Source organism: Rhodovarius crocodyli (assembly GCF_004005855.1).
Taxonomy (GTDB): domain Bacteria; phylum Pseudomonadota; class Alphaproteobacteria; order Acetobacterales; family Acetobacteraceae; genus Rhodovarius; species Rhodovarius crocodyli.
The window spans coordinates 218,642-231,640 of the sequence record NZ_SACL01000003.1 but is presented as its reverse complement, the minus strand read 5'-3'; the positions used below and the strand labels follow the sequence as shown (position 1 = coordinate 231,640).

General features: G+C 69.4%; 18 protein-coding genes. 4 read left to right on the top strand and 14 right to left on the bottom strand.

Annotated elements, in window-relative coordinates; genetic code table 11:
- Window positions 1-77: 77 nt before the first annotated feature.
- Genes EOD42_RS10325 through EOD42_RS10315 form a run of 3 tightly spaced genes read right to left on the bottom strand, consistent with a single transcriptional unit; the run spans window position 78 to window position 3,207 of the window.
- A complete protein-coding gene (locus EOD42_RS10325; protein ID WP_127787443.1) occupies window positions 78-413 on the bottom strand; it encodes a hypothetical protein in 336 nt (111 codons plus the stop codon).
- On the bottom strand, window positions 410-1,807 hold the full coding sequence (locus EOD42_RS10320) for an amidase family protein (RefSeq protein ID WP_127787442.1): 1,398 nt from the start codon (window positions 1,805-1,807) through the stop codon (window positions 410-412). The genes EOD42_RS10325 and EOD42_RS10320 overlap by 4 nt, the downstream gene beginning before the upstream one ends.
- The gene (locus tag EOD42_RS10315; RefSeq protein ID WP_127787441.1) at window positions 1,807-3,207 is read right to left on the bottom strand and encodes an amidase family protein; all 1,401 of its coding nucleotides are present in this window, start codon (window positions 3,205-3,207) and stop codon (window positions 1,807-1,809) included. The genes EOD42_RS10320 and EOD42_RS10315 overlap by 1 nt, the downstream gene beginning before the upstream one ends.
- Before the next feature lie 199 nt (window positions 3,208-3,406).
- Here EOD42_RS10315 and EOD42_RS10310 point away from each other — a divergent pair, with 199 nt between their 5' ends.
- Window positions 3,407-3,712 (top strand): hypothetical protein, encoded by a 306-nt coding sequence (locus EOD42_RS10310; protein WP_127787440.1) that lies wholly within the window; start codon window positions 3,407-3,409, stop codon window positions 3,710-3,712.
- 152 nt (window positions 3,713-3,864) lie between these two features.
- On the opposite strand, the gene dksA is transcribed toward EOD42_RS10310, so the two are convergent.
- Both dksA and EOD42_RS10300 read right to left on the bottom strand, forming a co-directional pair.
- Window positions 3,865-4,284: an RNA polymerase-binding protein DksA gene (dksA, locus tag EOD42_RS10305; protein WP_127787439.1), complete on the bottom strand. Its 420-nt coding sequence runs from the start codon at window positions 4,282-4,284 to the stop codon at window positions 3,865-3,867.
- 272 nt (window positions 4,285-4,556) lie between these two features.
- Complete coding sequence (locus EOD42_RS10300) at window positions 4,557-4,970, bottom strand: flagellar assembly protein FliX (RefSeq protein WP_164867869.1); 414 nt, start codon at window positions 4,968-4,970, stop codon at window positions 4,557-4,559.
- Window positions 4,971-5,171: 201 nt separating this feature from the next.
- On the opposite strand from EOD42_RS10300, the gene EOD42_RS10295 reads away from it, so the two are divergent.
- Genes EOD42_RS10295 through EOD42_RS10285 form a run of 3 tightly spaced genes read left to right on the top strand, consistent with a single transcriptional unit; the run spans window position 5,172 to window position 6,948 of the window.
- Complete coding sequence (locus EOD42_RS10295; RefSeq protein ID WP_127787437.1) at window positions 5,172-6,272, top strand: flagellar basal body P-ring protein FlgI; 1,101 nt, start codon at window positions 5,172-5,174, stop codon at window positions 6,270-6,272.
- The gene (locus EOD42_RS10290; protein WP_127787436.1) at window positions 6,272-6,550 is read left to right on the top strand and encodes a rod-binding protein; all 279 of its coding nucleotides are present in this window, start codon (window positions 6,272-6,274) and stop codon (window positions 6,548-6,550) included. Before EOD42_RS10295 ends, EOD42_RS10290 begins: the two co-directional genes overlap by 1 nt.
- On the top strand, window positions 6,547-6,948 hold the full coding sequence (locus tag EOD42_RS10285; protein WP_127787435.1) for a hypothetical protein: 402 nt from the start codon (window positions 6,547-6,549) through the stop codon (window positions 6,946-6,948). The genes EOD42_RS10290 and EOD42_RS10285 overlap by 4 nt, the downstream gene beginning before the upstream one ends.
- 153 nt (window positions 6,949-7,101) lie before the next feature.
- On the opposite strand, the gene EOD42_RS10280 is transcribed toward EOD42_RS10285, so the two are convergent.
- From EOD42_RS10280 to EOD42_RS10245, 9 genes are all read right to left on the bottom strand, one after another.
- Complete coding sequence (locus EOD42_RS10280) at window positions 7,102-7,884, bottom strand: succinate dehydrogenase iron-sulfur subunit (RefSeq protein ID WP_127787434.1); 783 nt, start codon at window positions 7,882-7,884, stop codon at window positions 7,102-7,104.
- A gap of 3 nt (window positions 7,885-7,887) precedes the next feature.
- Window positions 7,888-9,699 (bottom strand): succinate dehydrogenase flavoprotein subunit, encoded by a 1,812-nt coding sequence (gene sdhA, locus EOD42_RS10275; protein WP_127787433.1) that lies wholly within the window; start codon window positions 9,697-9,699, stop codon window positions 7,888-7,890.
- A gap of 66 nt (window positions 9,700-9,765) precedes the next feature.
- Complete coding sequence (sdhD, locus tag EOD42_RS10270) at window positions 9,766-10,161, bottom strand: succinate dehydrogenase, hydrophobic membrane anchor protein (protein ID WP_127787432.1); 396 nt, start codon at window positions 10,159-10,161, stop codon at window positions 9,766-9,768.
- 5 nt (window positions 10,162-10,166) lie between these two features.
- Window positions 10,167-10,610 carry a succinate dehydrogenase, cytochrome b556 subunit gene (gene sdhC / locus EOD42_RS10265; protein ID WP_127787431.1) on the bottom strand — a complete coding sequence of 148 codons (444 nt, stop codon included), beginning with the start codon at window positions 10,608-10,610 and terminating at the stop codon, window positions 10,167-10,169.
- Window positions 10,611-10,747: 137 nt separating this feature from the next.
- Window positions 10,748-11,032, bottom strand: a complete 285-nt coding sequence (locus tag EOD42_RS10260; protein ID WP_127787430.1) for a hypothetical protein — start codon at window positions 11,030-11,032, stop codon at window positions 10,748-10,750.
- Window positions 11,029-11,973: an NAD(+) diphosphatase gene (gene nudC / locus EOD42_RS10255; protein WP_240655108.1), complete on the bottom strand. Its 945-nt coding sequence runs from the start codon at window positions 11,971-11,973 to the stop codon at window positions 11,029-11,031. Before nudC ends, EOD42_RS10260 begins: the two co-directional genes overlap by 4 nt.
- 39 nt (window positions 11,974-12,012) lie before the next feature.
- The gene (locus tag EOD42_RS25895) at window positions 12,013-12,189 is read right to left on the bottom strand and encodes a hypothetical protein (RefSeq protein ID WP_164867868.1); all 177 of its coding nucleotides are present in this window, start codon (window positions 12,187-12,189) and stop codon (window positions 12,013-12,015) included.
- A gap of 36 nt (window positions 12,190-12,225) precedes the next feature.
- Entirely contained in the window at window positions 12,226-12,570 is a 345-nt protein-coding gene (locus tag EOD42_RS10250; protein WP_240655107.1) for a Rieske (2Fe-2S) protein, read from the bottom strand.
- Window positions 12,567-12,977 (bottom strand): EVE domain-containing protein, encoded by a 411-nt coding sequence (locus EOD42_RS10245; protein WP_127787782.1) that lies wholly within the window; start codon window positions 12,975-12,977, stop codon window positions 12,567-12,569. Before EOD42_RS10245 ends, EOD42_RS10250 begins: the two co-directional genes overlap by 4 nt.
- Between the last annotated feature and the right edge of the window lie 22 nt (window positions 12,978-12,999).

The window sequence follows — 12,999 nt, the reverse complement described above, 5'->3', positions numbered from 1 at the left end:
CATCCGTGGCGAATATTTCCGCCAAAACCATCAAAAGTTTTTTGGTTCTTTTTTCCAAAAAAGAACGCTCTTCCGACTCACCTTCCCGCTGGGCTCGCCACGATCCCGCTCTGCGCCACCACCACGCGCGGCCGCACGCACAGATCCACGCTGTTCAGCGCCGCCGCCTGGCCGTCATCGAACACGAAGCGCAGGCTGGCCATGCGCGGGGTGGGCGCCACCAGCCGCACCGTCTGGCCGGGTGCCAGCACGTTCGGGTCCAGCAGGTCACGGTCGCCGCCGGCATAAAGCTGCTCGATCGGCCGCGGCATCTGGTTGGTCACGGTGAATTCGCCGGTGCAGGCATCCTGGCGCGGCTGGGTGGCGCAGGCCGCCAGCAGGGGCAGCAGGGCAAAAGGCAGAAGGCGCATCATTCAGGCTCCACAGGCAATTCGGGCAGGCCGCGCCGTTCGATCTCGGCGCCTGCCGCCAATAGCAGATCCTCACGGAAGCGTCCCGCCAGCAGCTGCACGCCCAGCGGCAGGCGGCCCTGCGCGCCGGTCGCGACCGCCAGCCCCGGCAGGCCGAGCGCCGGCGTGCCCAGCATGATGGTCTGCGCCTCCGCGATGCGCGCGAAGGCGTCCCAGCCCTGGGTGTCCAGCTGATCCGGAAAGGGCACCTCGCCCGAGACGGGGCACAGCACCAGCGGGTATTCGTCGAAGAACACCAGCCATTGCCGCAGCAGGGTCGCACGCCGCGTCAGCAGGTCCTGATAGGCATCGAGCCCCACGGGCGGCGCGATCTTCAGCATGTGGCGATAGCCGGCCAGCGAGGCCTGCTCGCCCTCCTTCTCCACCGCCGCCATGCCGCCGCGCGGCAGGAAGGCGGTCCAGAGCGAGAGGTTGATCCGCAGCGCCTCACGCAGCGGCGGCAGGGCATCGACCTCCACCACCTCGTACCCGGCATCCGTCAGCCGGGCGGCGGCATCAAGCAGGGCGGAGGTGACGGGCGCCTGGGGCTGCATGCCCTCCGGCGCCACGCACAGCGCGACGCGCTTCGGGGCATCCGGCCCGGCGAAGGGCACGGGCGCGTACCAGGGGTCGCGGATGTCGCGCGCCATCATCGCCAGCAGGCCGAGCTTCACATCCTCGATGCAGCGGGCCAGCGGCCCCTGAACGGCCATCAGCTGGCCGCCGATGTCGCGCTCGGGCATGGCGGCGTTCCAGGCCGGCACGCGGCCCAGCGTGGGGCGCAGCCCATGCACGCCGCAGGCATAGGCCGGGTAACGGATGGAACCACCCGCATCCGTGCCATGAGCGATGGCGCCGATGCCCGCCGCGACGGCCGAACTGGCCCCGCCCGAGGAACCGCCCGGCGTCAGCGCCGGGTCCCAGGGGTTCTTCGTCGCGCCGAACAGGTCGTTGCTGGTGAACCAGCGCGTGGCGAAGGCGGGCGTGTTGGTGCGCCCGATGATCACGGCACCCGCCTTGCGCAGGTTCTGGATCACCGGCGCGTCCTGCGCCGCGACGTTATCCTTCAGCGAGACCAGGCCCATGGTGGTGGCCTGGCCCTTCTGGTCCGTGGTTTCCTTGGTGGTGACGGGCACGCCGGCCAGCATGCCGGGGTCCTCGCCGCGCGCGATGGCGGCATCCACGGCGCGGGCGGCGGCGCGCGCTTCCTCATGCAGCGGCACCGTCACGGCGTTCAGCCGGGGGTTCACCGCATCCAGCCGCGCGAGCGCCGCCTCCGTCGCCTCGGCCGCCGAGATCTCCCGCGCCTTCACCCGGCGGGCGATCTCATGCGCGGGCAGCGCGAACAGCGCGGTCATCAGGCGGGGTCTACCGGGGTGGCGGGCACGCCGGCGGCCTCGATGACGCGGCCGGCCTCGATCAGCAGGTCCTCGCGATAGCGGCCGGCGAGAAGCTGCGCGCCGACGGGGATGTTGCCGCCCACCACGCCGGTGGTCACGGTCAGGCCCGGCAGCCCCATGAAGGGCAGGCCCACCTGGGTCAGCTGTGATTCCAGCACGCGCTGGAACGCCTCGAAGCCCTTGGTGTCCTGCTGGTCCGGGAAGGGCAGCTCCGCCGAGACGGGGCAGATCACCACCGGATACTTCTCGAAGAACAGCATCCACTGGCGCAGGAAGCCCGCGCGCTTGGTCAGCGCATCCTGGTAGGTGTTCAGGTCGGCGGGCGGGGTGATGGCCAGCATGTGGCGATAGACGCCCAGCGAGGCCTGCTCGCCTTCCTTCTCGGCCATCGCCATGCCGCCGCGCTGCAGCCCGGCCAGCCACATCTGGGACTGATAGCGCGCGGGCTCCCGCAACGGCGGCAGGCTGTCGAGCTCCACGATGGTCCAGCCCGCATCCTGCAGGCGGCGGGCGGCATCGCGCAGGGCGGCCTCCACCTCCGGCACGGTGGCCAGCCCTTCCGGGCGGACGCACAGGGCCGCGCGCTTGGGGGCCTCGGGGCCCTTCAGGGGGGCGGGCACATACCAGGGGTCGCGCGGGTCGGGGCGGGTCATCGCCTCGAAGGCCAGCTCGATATCGCCGATGGTGCGGCACAGCGGCCCCTGCACCGCCATGACCTGCCCGCCGATGTCGCGCTCGGCGCCCGAGGCATTGAAGGCCGGGATCCGCCCCAGCGTGGGCCGCAGCCCATGGATGCCGCAGGCATAGGCCGGGTAGCGGATGGAGCCGCCGATGTCGCTGCCCTGGCCGATGGCGCCGATGCCCGCCGCCGTGGCCGAGCCCGCGCCACCGGAGGAGCCGCCAGGCGTGATGGCAGGGTTCCAGGGGTTCTTGGTGTGCCCATGCACGTTGTTGCTGGTGAACCAGCGCAGGCTGAAGGCAGGCGTGTTGGTGCGCCCGATGATCACGGCCCCCGCCTTGCGGAAATTGGCCACCATCGGGTTGTCGACCTCGGCGATCAGGTCCTTCTGCAGCACCAGGCCGTTGGTGGTCGCGTGGCCCTTCTGGTCGACATTCGCCTTGATGGTGACGGTGACGCCCGCGAGCATCCCCGGGTCCTCGCCACGCGCGATCTTGGCGTCCACCTCGCGCGCGGCGGCGCGGGCTTCCTCATGCAGGGGCTTGATCACGGCATTGATGGCGGGGTTCACCGCATCCATCCGCGCCAGCGCCGCCTCCGTCACCTCCATCGCCGAGAGTTGCCGGGACCGCACCTTGGCGGCGATCTCGGTGGCGGGAAGGGCGTAAAGTGCGGTCACGGGAGGCCTCGGCGCTGTTCCGGAACGAAGCTTGGCCCCTTTGCCCCGACAGGGAAAGGGAGGGCGGGTTCCATAATCCCCGCGTATGATGCCGATGCCGAGGCTTGATTGGGAAAGCGGCGTGGAACGGCGCATCTCTGCGTCACCGAGAGGGCGGCAAGGCGCCGCCTTCCAGACAGAGACAAGAGAGACCAGAGCCATGAACAAGATCGCCATCGCCGCCGTCGCGGCCCTTCTGACCAGCGCCGCTGCCTTCGCGGAGGAAGCCCCCCGCCTGACCGGTGACTTCGCCAGCCAGCATGTCGCCTACAGCGATGCGCAGCGCGGCAACATCGTGGGTGGCGGCGTGGCCGTCATCTCCGGCGTGGACGAGGGCCGGCCGGTGATCAGCTATATCGGTGCGACTGAAGCCCAGCAGGGCATCGCGGGCCAGGTGCCCGTGGTGCAGAACCAGGGCGGCCGTGACCGGACCATCTGGGTGCCCGCCGCTGGTCTCCGCGGGTAACTAGCGGGGGGCCAGCCCCCGCCAGGTGCCATGGACCCGGTGGGGTTCGCCCCCAACGGAACCGGCCCCTCGTCAGGGGGGCCGGTTTTTTCATGAAAAAGGCGCCCGGGCCAAGGGCCGGGGCGCCTGATCGGGGACCGGGGGGGTTGCCCTCAGTCGTCGCGGTGGATGCGCTCCATGCGCTCGTGGCGCTCCTGCGCCTCGATCGACATGGTGGCGATGGGGCGGGCTTCCAGCCGGCGCAGGCCGATGGGCTCGCCCGTCTCCTCGCAATAGCCGTAGGTGCCGTTCTCGATCCGCTCCAGCGCCTGGTCGATCTTGCCGATCAGCTTGCGGGCGCGGTCACGGGTGCGCAGTTCCAGGGCCCGATCGGTCTCGACGCTCGCGCGGTCGGTCAGGTCGGCCTCGGCGATGCCGCCTTCGGACAGGCTGTTCAGCGTCTCCCCGGCTTCGCGCAGCAGATCCAGCCGCCAGCGCAGCAGCTTCTGCCGGAAGTACTCGAGCTGAAGGGGATTCATGAACTCTTCGTCGTCCGAGGGACGATAGTCAGGCGGTAGAGTAGCGGCCAACATGCGAACGTCCCCACTACGCCACGCCAAACACGACGTTTGGCTCGTGGCAGCGGGCCGGAACATATGCGCGAGCCATTCGCAAGGAAAGGGGGTGAACCGCTGACCAAAGGCGCTAAACGCAGTTTTCATACGATCATGCACTTTGGCTGGGCAATTTTTGTGCAGGATCGACTGACATTTGGGTTCGCGCTGCAGTTGCGAAGGCCCGGAAGCGTCTCATCGTCCACCTTCCGAACGGTCGATCGGCGTCGGCGCCCGCCGAAAGCCCGCCTTCAGGCCGTCTGGTCCCGCGCGCGGTCGAGTCCACGGCGCAGCAATTCGATGCGGGCGCGCAGGGCCAGGTCCTGCACGGCCTCCCTCAGCGCGGGGTCGTCGCCGTCCTCGCCTTCCAGCAGATCAACCAGGCGTTGCAGGGCCGCGTCGTCGCGCGGGCCGCCGAGCAGCTCCCGCTGCAGCGCCGACAGCCCGCCGAGGAGCCCCCGCGCCCTGCGCTGGGCCACCGCATCGCGCGGGCTGGGGGCATGCCCGCCCGCCAGCGCCGCCAGCGGCAGCGAGGAACCGAGCGAGGCCACCTGCACCGGCTGCGGCGCTGCCCCGGGCAGGCGGAACCCCGCCTGGGAGGCCTGCGCGCCATAGGCCGCAGCGGCGCCCTTGGCACCCTGGCTTCTCTGCACGCGCATGGTCATCCTGACCCCCTTACCGCCGACTCTGCCGCCCCCCGGCAAAGCCTGCCGGGCCAAACCGGGCCAAACCACTGGCACGGCGCTTGCCACCGTCATTCCGGATGGAGCGAGGCCAGGGGAAGATCCCCGAACCGGCGAAAACGCCGGGGCCTCGCGCCGCCGAACGGACGGAACTGGGCGATGATGCGGGAAAATACTTTCCGGATGGCGAAAATGGTCCTGCTGGCGGCGCTGTCGCTGCTGGTGGGCGCGGCCGCCATCGCCCAGCCCGTGCGCATCAAGGACATCGCGGATTTCGAGGGCGTGCGCGACAACCAGCTGGTCGGCTACGGGCTGGTCGTGGGGCTGAACGGCACCGGTGACCGGCTGCGCACCGCCATCTTCACCCGGCAATCCCTGGTGGGCATGCTGGAGCGGCTGGGCGTGAACACGCGCGACAACGAGACGCGCCTCGATACCCGCAACGTGGCCGCCGTGATGGTCACGGCCAACCTGCCGGCCTTTGCCCAGCCGGGCAGCCGGATCGACATTTCGGTCTCGGCCCTGGGCGACGCCACCAACCTGACCGGCGGCACGCTGCTGGTCACCCCCCTGCTGGGCGCGGATGGCGAGGTCTATGCCGTGGCGCAGGGCGCCGTCACCACGGGTGCCATCGCCGCGCGCGGTGCCGCGGCCAGCGTGAACCGCGGCGTGCCGACCTCGGCGCGCATCTCCTCCGGCGCCATCGTGGAGCGCGGGGTGCCGTTCTCCCTGGCGGGGCGCGACCAGCTGCGGATTTCCCTGCGCAACCCGGACCTGACCACCGCGCGCCGTATCGCCTCCGCCATCGAGCGTGCGGCGGGCGCCGGTTCCGCCCGCGCCACGGACCCGCGCACCGTGCTGCTGTCCCTGCGCGGCCGCGACGCCATCGCCTTCCTGACCGACATCGAGCAGCTGCGCGTGGAGCCGGACCAGCCCGCGCGGGTGATCGTGGAGGAAGCCTCCGGCACCATCGTCATGGGGGCGAATGTGCGGGTCTCCACCGTCGCCATCGCCCAGGGCAACCTGACGATCCGCATCACCGAGACGCCCCAGGTCTCCCAGCCCAACCCGCTGTCCAACGGCGAGACGACCGTCGTGCCGCGCACCCAGATCGAGGTGGACGACCAGGCCGAGCGCCGCATGGGCGTGCTGCGCGGCGGGATCTCCCTGCAGGAGCTGGTGCGCGGGCTGAACAGCCTGGGGGTGGGGCCGCGCGACCTCATCACCATCCTGCAATCCATCAAGGCCGCCGGCGCGCTGCAGGCCGAGCTGGAGATCCGCTGATGACCGCAATCGCCAACCTCTCCCAGGCCACCCCGCGCATGCGTGAGGCAGCCCAGCGCCTGGAGGGCCAGTTCCTGGCCCAGATGTTCAAGCCGATGTTCGAGTCGGTGCGGCGCGGCACCTTCAGCGGCGGTTCCGCCGAGGAACAGTGGCAACCCATGCTGACCGAGGCCTTCGCCAATTCCATGGCGCGGTCCGGCGGTATCGGCATCCGGGACATGGTGCTGCGGCACATGATCCAGATTCAGTCCAACGCGAATGAGGAGAACCGTCCATGATGGACGCCGTGATCGCCGCCGGTACCCGGCTGGCCGAAGCACTGGAAGCCGAGAACCAGGCCCTGGCCTCACTGGACCTGAACAGGGCCGCCACGCTGGCCAGCGTGAAGATCCAGGCGAGCGACGCCTTCGCCCAGGCCTTCACGGCCGCCAGCCGGGCCGGCGCCCGGGCGGAACCCGCGCTGCGGGGGGTGACGATGGAGTTGCACACCAGGCTGGAAAGCCTGGGCGCGGAAAACCGGAAACTGCTGGAAGGCGCCATCGCCCTGCAGTCCCGCGTGATCGAGACGATCGCCGGCGCGGCCCTGCCGAAGGCCAATGTGCCGGGCTATGGCGCGCGCGGGCAGTTCAGGGCGCCGAAGCAGGCGCCGGCGCTGGCGCTGTCGGCCAGGGTATGAGGCTGGGGCCGTAACGGCCCTGGACCCCGAGCACTTGGTTGCATTCCCTTATGAAAATGGCGCCCAACCTGCGAAGGTGGGCGCCAAACTCATATCAGGTCCAGGAGATACTACCTCCTGGCGGGGTGCAGGGGCAGAGCCCCTGGCCTTACCTCAGCCCTGGCGCTCCACCATCAGCTGCTTGATCTTGCCGATCGCCTCAGCCGGGTTCAGCCCCTTCGGGCAGGTCCGGGTGCAGTTCATGATGGTGTGGCAGCGATACAGGCGGAACGGATCTTCCAGATCGTCCAGGCGCTGACCGGTGTATTCGTCGCGGCTGTCGGCGATCCAGCGATAGGCGGCCAGCAGCACGGCCGGGCCCAGATAGCGGTCGCCGTTCCACCAGTAGGACGGGCAGCTGGTCGAGCAGCAGAAGCACAGGATGCACTCCCACATGCCGTCGAGCTTGGCGCGCTCCTCCTTGGACTGGCGGCGCTCCTCATCCGGGGGCGCGGGGGTGTCGGCCTTCAGCCAGGGCTCGATCGAGCGGTACTGCGCGTAGACCTGGTTCAGGTCGGGCACGAGATCCTTCACCACCGGCATATGCGGCAGCGGGTTGATCTTCACGTCGCCCTTCACGTCCTCGATGGGCTTGAGGCACGCGAGCGTGTTCAGGCCATCGATGTTCATGGCGCAGGACCCGCAGATGCCCTCGCGGCAGGAACGCCGGAAGGTCAGGGTCGTGTCCACCTCGTTCTTGATCTTGATCAGCGCGTCCAGGACCATCGGGCCGCACTTGTCGAGGTCGATCTCGTAGGTGTCGGTGTGCGGGTTCTCACCCGTGTCCGGATCCCAGCGGTAGATCTTGAACGACTTGACGTTCTTGGCGCCCGGCTCGGCCTTGAAGGTCTTGCCGGCACCGATCGTGGAGTTCTTCGGAAGCGTAAAGGTCGCCATCGTTCAGTACACCCGCGGCTTGGGAGGGAACACCTGCACTTCGTTGGTCAGGGTGCGCATCTTCACGTCGCGGTAGTCCAGCGTGACGCGATACTTGTCGTCCACCTTGGCCAGCGTGTGCTTCATCCAGTTCACGTCGTCACGATCGGGGTAGTCTTCCTGAGCGTGGGCGCCGCGCGATTCCTTGCGGGCCTCGCCGCCGACGATGGTCGTCAGCGCGTTGCCCAGCAGGTTGTCGAGCTCCAGCGCCTCGACCAGGTCGCTGTTCCAGATCAGGCTGCGGTCGGCGATGCGGATGTCGCTGTAGCCGGCGGCCACCTTCTCCATCTTCTCGCAGCCTTCCTTCAGCAGCTCGCTGGTGCGGAACACGGCGGCATGCGTCTGCATGGTGCGCTGCATGTTCAGGCGCAGCTCCGCGACGGAGGTGCCGCCCTTGGCGTTGCGCACGCGGTCCAGGCGGTCCAGCGCGTTCTCGCCGGCCTTGGGCGGCAGGGGCGGCTGGGTCGCGCCGGGCTTGATGGTGTCCTTGGCGCGCAGCGCAGCCGCGCGGCCGAACACCACCAGGTCGAGCAGGGAGTTCGTGCCCAGGCGGTTCGCGCCATGCACGGACACGCAGGCGGCCTCGCCCACGGCCATCAGGCCGGGGACCACGGCATCCTGGTCCTGCGCGGTGGGGCGCAGCACCTCGGTGAACAGGTTCGTGGGGATGCCGCCCATGTTGTAGTGCACGGTCGGCAGCATCGGGATGGGCTCCTTCGTCACGTCCACGCCGGCGAAGATCTTCGCCGTCTCGGAAATGCCGGGCAGGCGCTCATGCAGGATGTCGGCGCCCAGGTGCTCCAGATGCAGGTAGATGTGGTCCTTCATCGGACCCACGCCGCGGCCTTCGCGGATTTCCATGGACATGGCGCGCGACACGACGTCGCGGCTGGCCAGGTCCTTGGCGGTGGGGGCGTAGCGCTCCATGAAGCGCTCGCCCTCGGAGTTGGTGAGGTAGCCGCCCTCACCGCGCGCGCCCTCGGTCACGAGGCAGCCCGAGCCATAGATGCCGGTCGGGTGGAACTGCACGAACTCGTTGTCCTGCAGGGGCAGGCCGGCGCGCAGCACCATGCCGCCGCCGTCGCCGGTGCAGGTATGGGCGGAGGTGCAGGAGAAGTAGGCACGGCCGTAGCCGCCGGTGGCCAGCACCACGGACTGGGCGCGGAAGCGGTGCATGGAGCCGTCTTCGAGGCACCAGGCCATCACGCCGCGGCACACGCCCTCATCGTCCATGATCAGGTCGAGGGCGATGTATTCGACGAAGAACTCGCAGTTATGCTTCAGCGACTGCTGATACAGCGTGTGCAGGATGGCATGGCCCGTGCGGTCGGCCGCGGCGCAGGCGCGCTGGGCGGGGGTCTTGCCGTAATCCTGCATGTGGCCGCCGAAGGGGCGCTGGTAGATGCGGCCGTCCTCGGTGCGGCTGAAGGGCACGCCGAAGTGCTCCAGCTCGATGATGGCCGGCACCGCCTCGCGGCACATGTATTCGATGGCGTCCTGGTCACCCAGCCAGTCCGACCCCTTCACGGTGTCGTACATGTGCCAGCGCCAGTTGTCCTCGCCCATGTTGCCGAGCGACGCGCCGACGCCGCCCTGGGCGGCGACGGTGTGGCTGCGGGTGGGGAAGACCTTGGTGATGCAGGCGGTCTTGAGCCCGGCCGCGCCCATGCCGAAGGTGGCGCGAAGGCCGGCACCGCCGGCGCCCACCACCACGACGTCATAGGTATGATCGACGATGCGGTAGGCGGAGTGGGAAGGCATGCTGATGGCGTTCATGGCTCTCAGGCTCTCAATCGATCCGGAGGCCGGCAGGCCCCTGGGCTGACATAGGGGCGGTGGGCTTCAGGTGAAGGCCACGCGCAGCACGGAAAACGCGGCGATCATCGCCAGCAGGCCCGACAGGCCCTTGATGGCGAACAGCCACAGCATCCGCTTCAACTCGGGGCGGACATAGTCCTCCACGACTTCCTGCAGGCCGTTGGCGATGTGATGGAACAGGAAGCCGATCAGCAGCAGGAACAGCACCGCGTTGACCGGGGCGCCGACGAAGGCCTTCGTCTCGGCGTAGGAGGCGCCGGCCAGCACGAAGCAGGCATAGACGAACCACAGGAACAGCGGCAGCAGCGCGACCGAGGTCACGCGCATCATCCACCAGTGGTGCGTGCCGGATTTGGCGGAACCCAGGCCGCGGACGCGGCCGAGAGGGGAGCGGAGGGAGTTCACTTCAGGCTTGGACATGCCATTCACCACGCGATGATGCCGATGAACCAGGTCAGCACCGTCATCACGCCGGTGCCGATCACCACCGCACGGCCGCTGCGGTACATGGTCGGAAGGTCGAAGCCGCGGCCGGCGTCCCAGTTCAGGTGCCGGATGCCGTTCAGCGTGTGGTACCAGGCCACCGCCGTCAGCCCGAACAGGAAAAGGATGCCGAGGAAGGAGGAGAGGAACCACTGCACGTTGGCAAAGGATTCGGGCCCCGCCGCCAGCGCCGCCAGCCACCACACGAACACCAGCGTGCCGACCGCCCAGGCGCCGCCGGTGATGCGGTGCGTGATGGAGGTGGCGCTGGACATCTGCAGCATGTCGTACGCTTGCAGGTGGGGGGACATGGGGCGCTTGATGATGGTCCCATCCGTCCGGCGGCCCACATAGGTGGCCTCCCGCGGGTCAAGCGCTTCCGACATGTGTGTTCCTCGACTTGCGTCTGGGTAGGACGGCGCCGGGTGGCCCGGCGCCCTTCGACCCCCGCTTTATGAAGATCGCGCTGCCGTGCGTCAACGCGCGGCAGGGGCAAAACTGGCCGATCCGGACCCGGCCGGGGTCAGCGGCGGGGCAGTTCCACCCCGTTCGCACCCGGCAGCCGCCGCTCCCGCAGGCAGTTGCGGAAGGCCCGGTCCTCGGCGGCGCGGCGCTCGCTCTGGATCATCAGGTCGTTCTGGCCCGGCGCCCAGCGCTGTTCGACGCTGCGCACTTCCTCGCTGCGGCGCGCGACCTGGCGGCATTCGGCCTGCTCGGGCAGGTCGGGCGTGGCGCGGGTGCCGGCGAATGGGTTGGAGCAGGCTGCCAGCAGAACCAGGGCCAGGGGCGTGAAACGGGTGATCATCATGCGTGCAGCCAATCCTCGATAAGCCGGCGGGCGATCGAGTCCACCCGCGGCAGGCCGAAGCCCAGCTCCTTGTGCCGCAGGATCTCGCTTCGGGAAAACCACCGGGCGTCCTTCAGCTCCGTATCGTCCACCCGGATGGTCTCTGTCAGCCCCTCCGCATGGAAGCCCAGCATGATGGAGGACGGGAACGGCCAGGGCTGGCTGGAGTGGTAGGAGACCGCGCCGACCGCGATGCCCGCTTCCTCCATCACCTCGCGCCGGACGGCTTCCTCCAGGCTCTCGCCCGGCTCCACGAAGCCGGCCAGGGTGGAATACATCGGCGTGGGGAAGCGCAGGTTGTGGCCCAGCAGGCAGTTGTCGCCGCGCACCACCAGCATGATCACGGCGGGGTCGGTCCGGGGGAAGTGGCTGGTGTTGCAGTTGCTGCACACCATGACATGGCCCGCGCTGCGCGGCTCGCAGCCCGCGCCGCAGATGCCGCAGAAACGGTGCTTCACCCGCCAGTGCATCAGCCCGCGCGCATGGGCCAGCACGCTGGCCTCGCCCGGGGGCAGCAGGCCGGCCACCTGGCGCAGGTCGTTGAAGCTGCCGGCATCCTCGGGAATCGGGGGCTCGTCGGCATGGCTGACATCGACGGCGAAGACGGGCTTCTGCTCCCACAGGCCCAGGAAGGCCCAGGGGGTGGCGCCCTCTCCGCCGGCCTCCAGCAGGGGGTGGGCGGCGGCGCCGGCCAGCAGCACGGCCTCGGGCGCGCCGTTCTCCAGGCCCCGCATCAGGGACCGGGCGCGCCATACGGGCGCGAACAGCGTTTCGGGGTCACGCAGCGCGTGGGCGATCCAATCCGCATCCTCGCGCTTCTCTGCGGCGCGATCGAGCGGGCTGCCTGTGTAGGCGTTGGGGCGGCTGGCGGGGAAGGAGAGCATGGCGGCACGCTGCCACATCCCGATCCGCCCGGCGAGTGGGGGCCCCGGCCTGCTTCGCTACGGTTCCGGCGAGAGCTGCCAGACGAGCAGCAGCGCGATCGCCGCCATCACGGTCGAGACGAGCAGCACCCGCCAGACCCAGCCCTTTCGTTCGCCCTGCCGGGCGTCGGTGGCGGTGGCGTGGTGGGTGCCCGGGGGCGCCGGGCCGGCGTTGTGGTGTGGGTCCGTTTCCATGCAGGGGCAACGTCCTGCGGTCCGCAGGGTTGCGCGTCACACCCCGGCTTCGGCATCCACCACGATGTTTCCGCCCTCGACGCGCGCGGCCACCGCCTCCAGCGAATCCCCCATGCAGGGGCCGCCGACGCACAGACCGTCCTCGACCAGGAACTTGGCGCCATGGGCGGCGCAGATGATGCGCTCCCCCTTATGGTCCAGGAAGCGGTGCGGCTGCAGTTCCAGCGGCAGCCCCACATGCGGGCAGGAATTGACATAGACCCAGACCTGTTCGCCGCGCCTGACGGCGAACAGCCCCATGAAGGCGCCGGGGGCGGGCGGATAGCCGCGCGCCCCGCCATCCGGGATCTCCTCCAGCGGGCCCAGGATGCGGTCGCTCACTTGTAGCCGCCCATCCGGCACAGGATCTTCCAGTGCTCGTCGCTGATGGGCATGACCGACAGGCGGGACTGCCGGATCAGCGAGACCTCGGCCAATTCGGGCGTGGCCTTGATCTGGGACAAGGTGACGGGGGTCGGCATCGGCTTTACGGCCTGCATGTCCACGCACACGAAGCGTCCGGCCTCATCGGTCGGGTCGGGGTATGCCTCGCGATGAACGCGCACCACGCCCACGATCTCCTTGCCGATGTTGGAATGATAGAAGAAGGCCAGGTCGCCCTTCTTCATCGCCTTCATGTTGGCCGCCGCCTGGTGGTTGCGCACGCCGGTCCAGGGCTCGATCTTGTTGGCCACCTGCTGTTCCCAGCTGAAGGCGTCCGGTTCGCTTTTCACCAGCCAATGGGCCATCATTCCACCTTTCCGGGCGCGG

What these genes read in the sequence shown, in the direction of transcription:
- sdhA (WP_127787433.1), bottom strand. Translation starts at nt 9,699, where the DNA reads ATGAACGCCATCAGCATGCCTTCCCACTCCGCCTACCGCATCGTCGAT.
- EOD42_RS10295 (WP_127787437.1), top strand. Translation starts at nt 5,172, where the DNA reads ATGGCGAAAATGGTCCTGCTGGCGGCGCTGTCGCTGCTGGTGGGCGCG.
- EOD42_RS10320 (WP_127787442.1), bottom strand. Translation starts at nt 1,807, where the DNA reads ATGACCGCGCTGTTCGCGCTGCCCGCGCATGAGATCGCCCGCCGGGTG.
- dksA (WP_127787439.1), bottom strand. Translation starts at nt 4,284, where the DNA reads ATGTTGGCCGCTACTCTACCGCCTGACTATCGTCCCTCGGACGACGAA.
- EOD42_RS10280 (WP_127787434.1), bottom strand. Translation starts at nt 7,884, where the DNA reads ATGGCGACCTTTACGCTTCCGAAGAACTCCACGATCGGTGCCGGCAAG.
- EOD42_RS10290 (WP_127787436.1), top strand. Translation starts at nt 6,272, where the DNA reads ATGACCGCAATCGCCAACCTCTCCCAGGCCACCCCGCGCATGCGTGAG.
- EOD42_RS25895 (WP_164867868.1), bottom strand. Translation starts at nt 12,189, where the DNA reads ATGGAAACGGACCCACACCACAACGCCGGCCCGGCGCCCCCGGGCACC.
- EOD42_RS10325 (WP_127787443.1), bottom strand. Translation starts at nt 413, where the DNA reads ATGATGCGCCTTCTGCCTTTTGCCCTGCTGCCCCTGCTGGCGGCCTGC.
- EOD42_RS10245 (WP_127787782.1), bottom strand. Translation starts at nt 12,977, where the DNA reads ATGGCCCATTGGCTGGTGAAAAGCGAACCGGACGCCTTCAGCTGGGAA.
- sdhD (WP_127787432.1), bottom strand. Translation starts at nt 10,161, where the DNA reads ATGTCCAAGCCTGAAGTGAACTCCCTCCGCTCCCCTCTCGGCCGCGTC.
- EOD42_RS10260 (WP_127787430.1), bottom strand. Translation starts at nt 11,032, where the DNA reads ATGATGATCACCCGTTTCACGCCCCTGGCCCTGGTTCTGCTGGCAGCC.
- EOD42_RS10300 (WP_164867869.1), bottom strand. Translation starts at nt 4,970, where the DNA reads ATGACCATGCGCGTGCAGAGAAGCCAGGGTGCCAAGGGCGCCGCTGCG.
- nudC (WP_240655108.1), bottom strand. Translation starts at nt 11,973, where the DNA reads ATGTGGCAGCGTGCCGCCATGCTCTCCTTCCCCGCCAGCCGCCCCAAC.
- EOD42_RS10285 (WP_127787435.1), top strand. Translation starts at nt 6,547, where the DNA reads ATGATGGACGCCGTGATCGCCGCCGGTACCCGGCTGGCCGAAGCACTG.
- EOD42_RS10310 (WP_127787440.1), top strand. Translation starts at nt 3,407, where the DNA reads ATGAACAAGATCGCCATCGCCGCCGTCGCGGCCCTTCTGACCAGCGCC.
- sdhC (WP_127787431.1), bottom strand. Translation starts at nt 10,610, where the DNA reads ATGTCGGAAGCGCTTGACCCGCGGGAGGCCACCTATGTGGGCCGCCGG.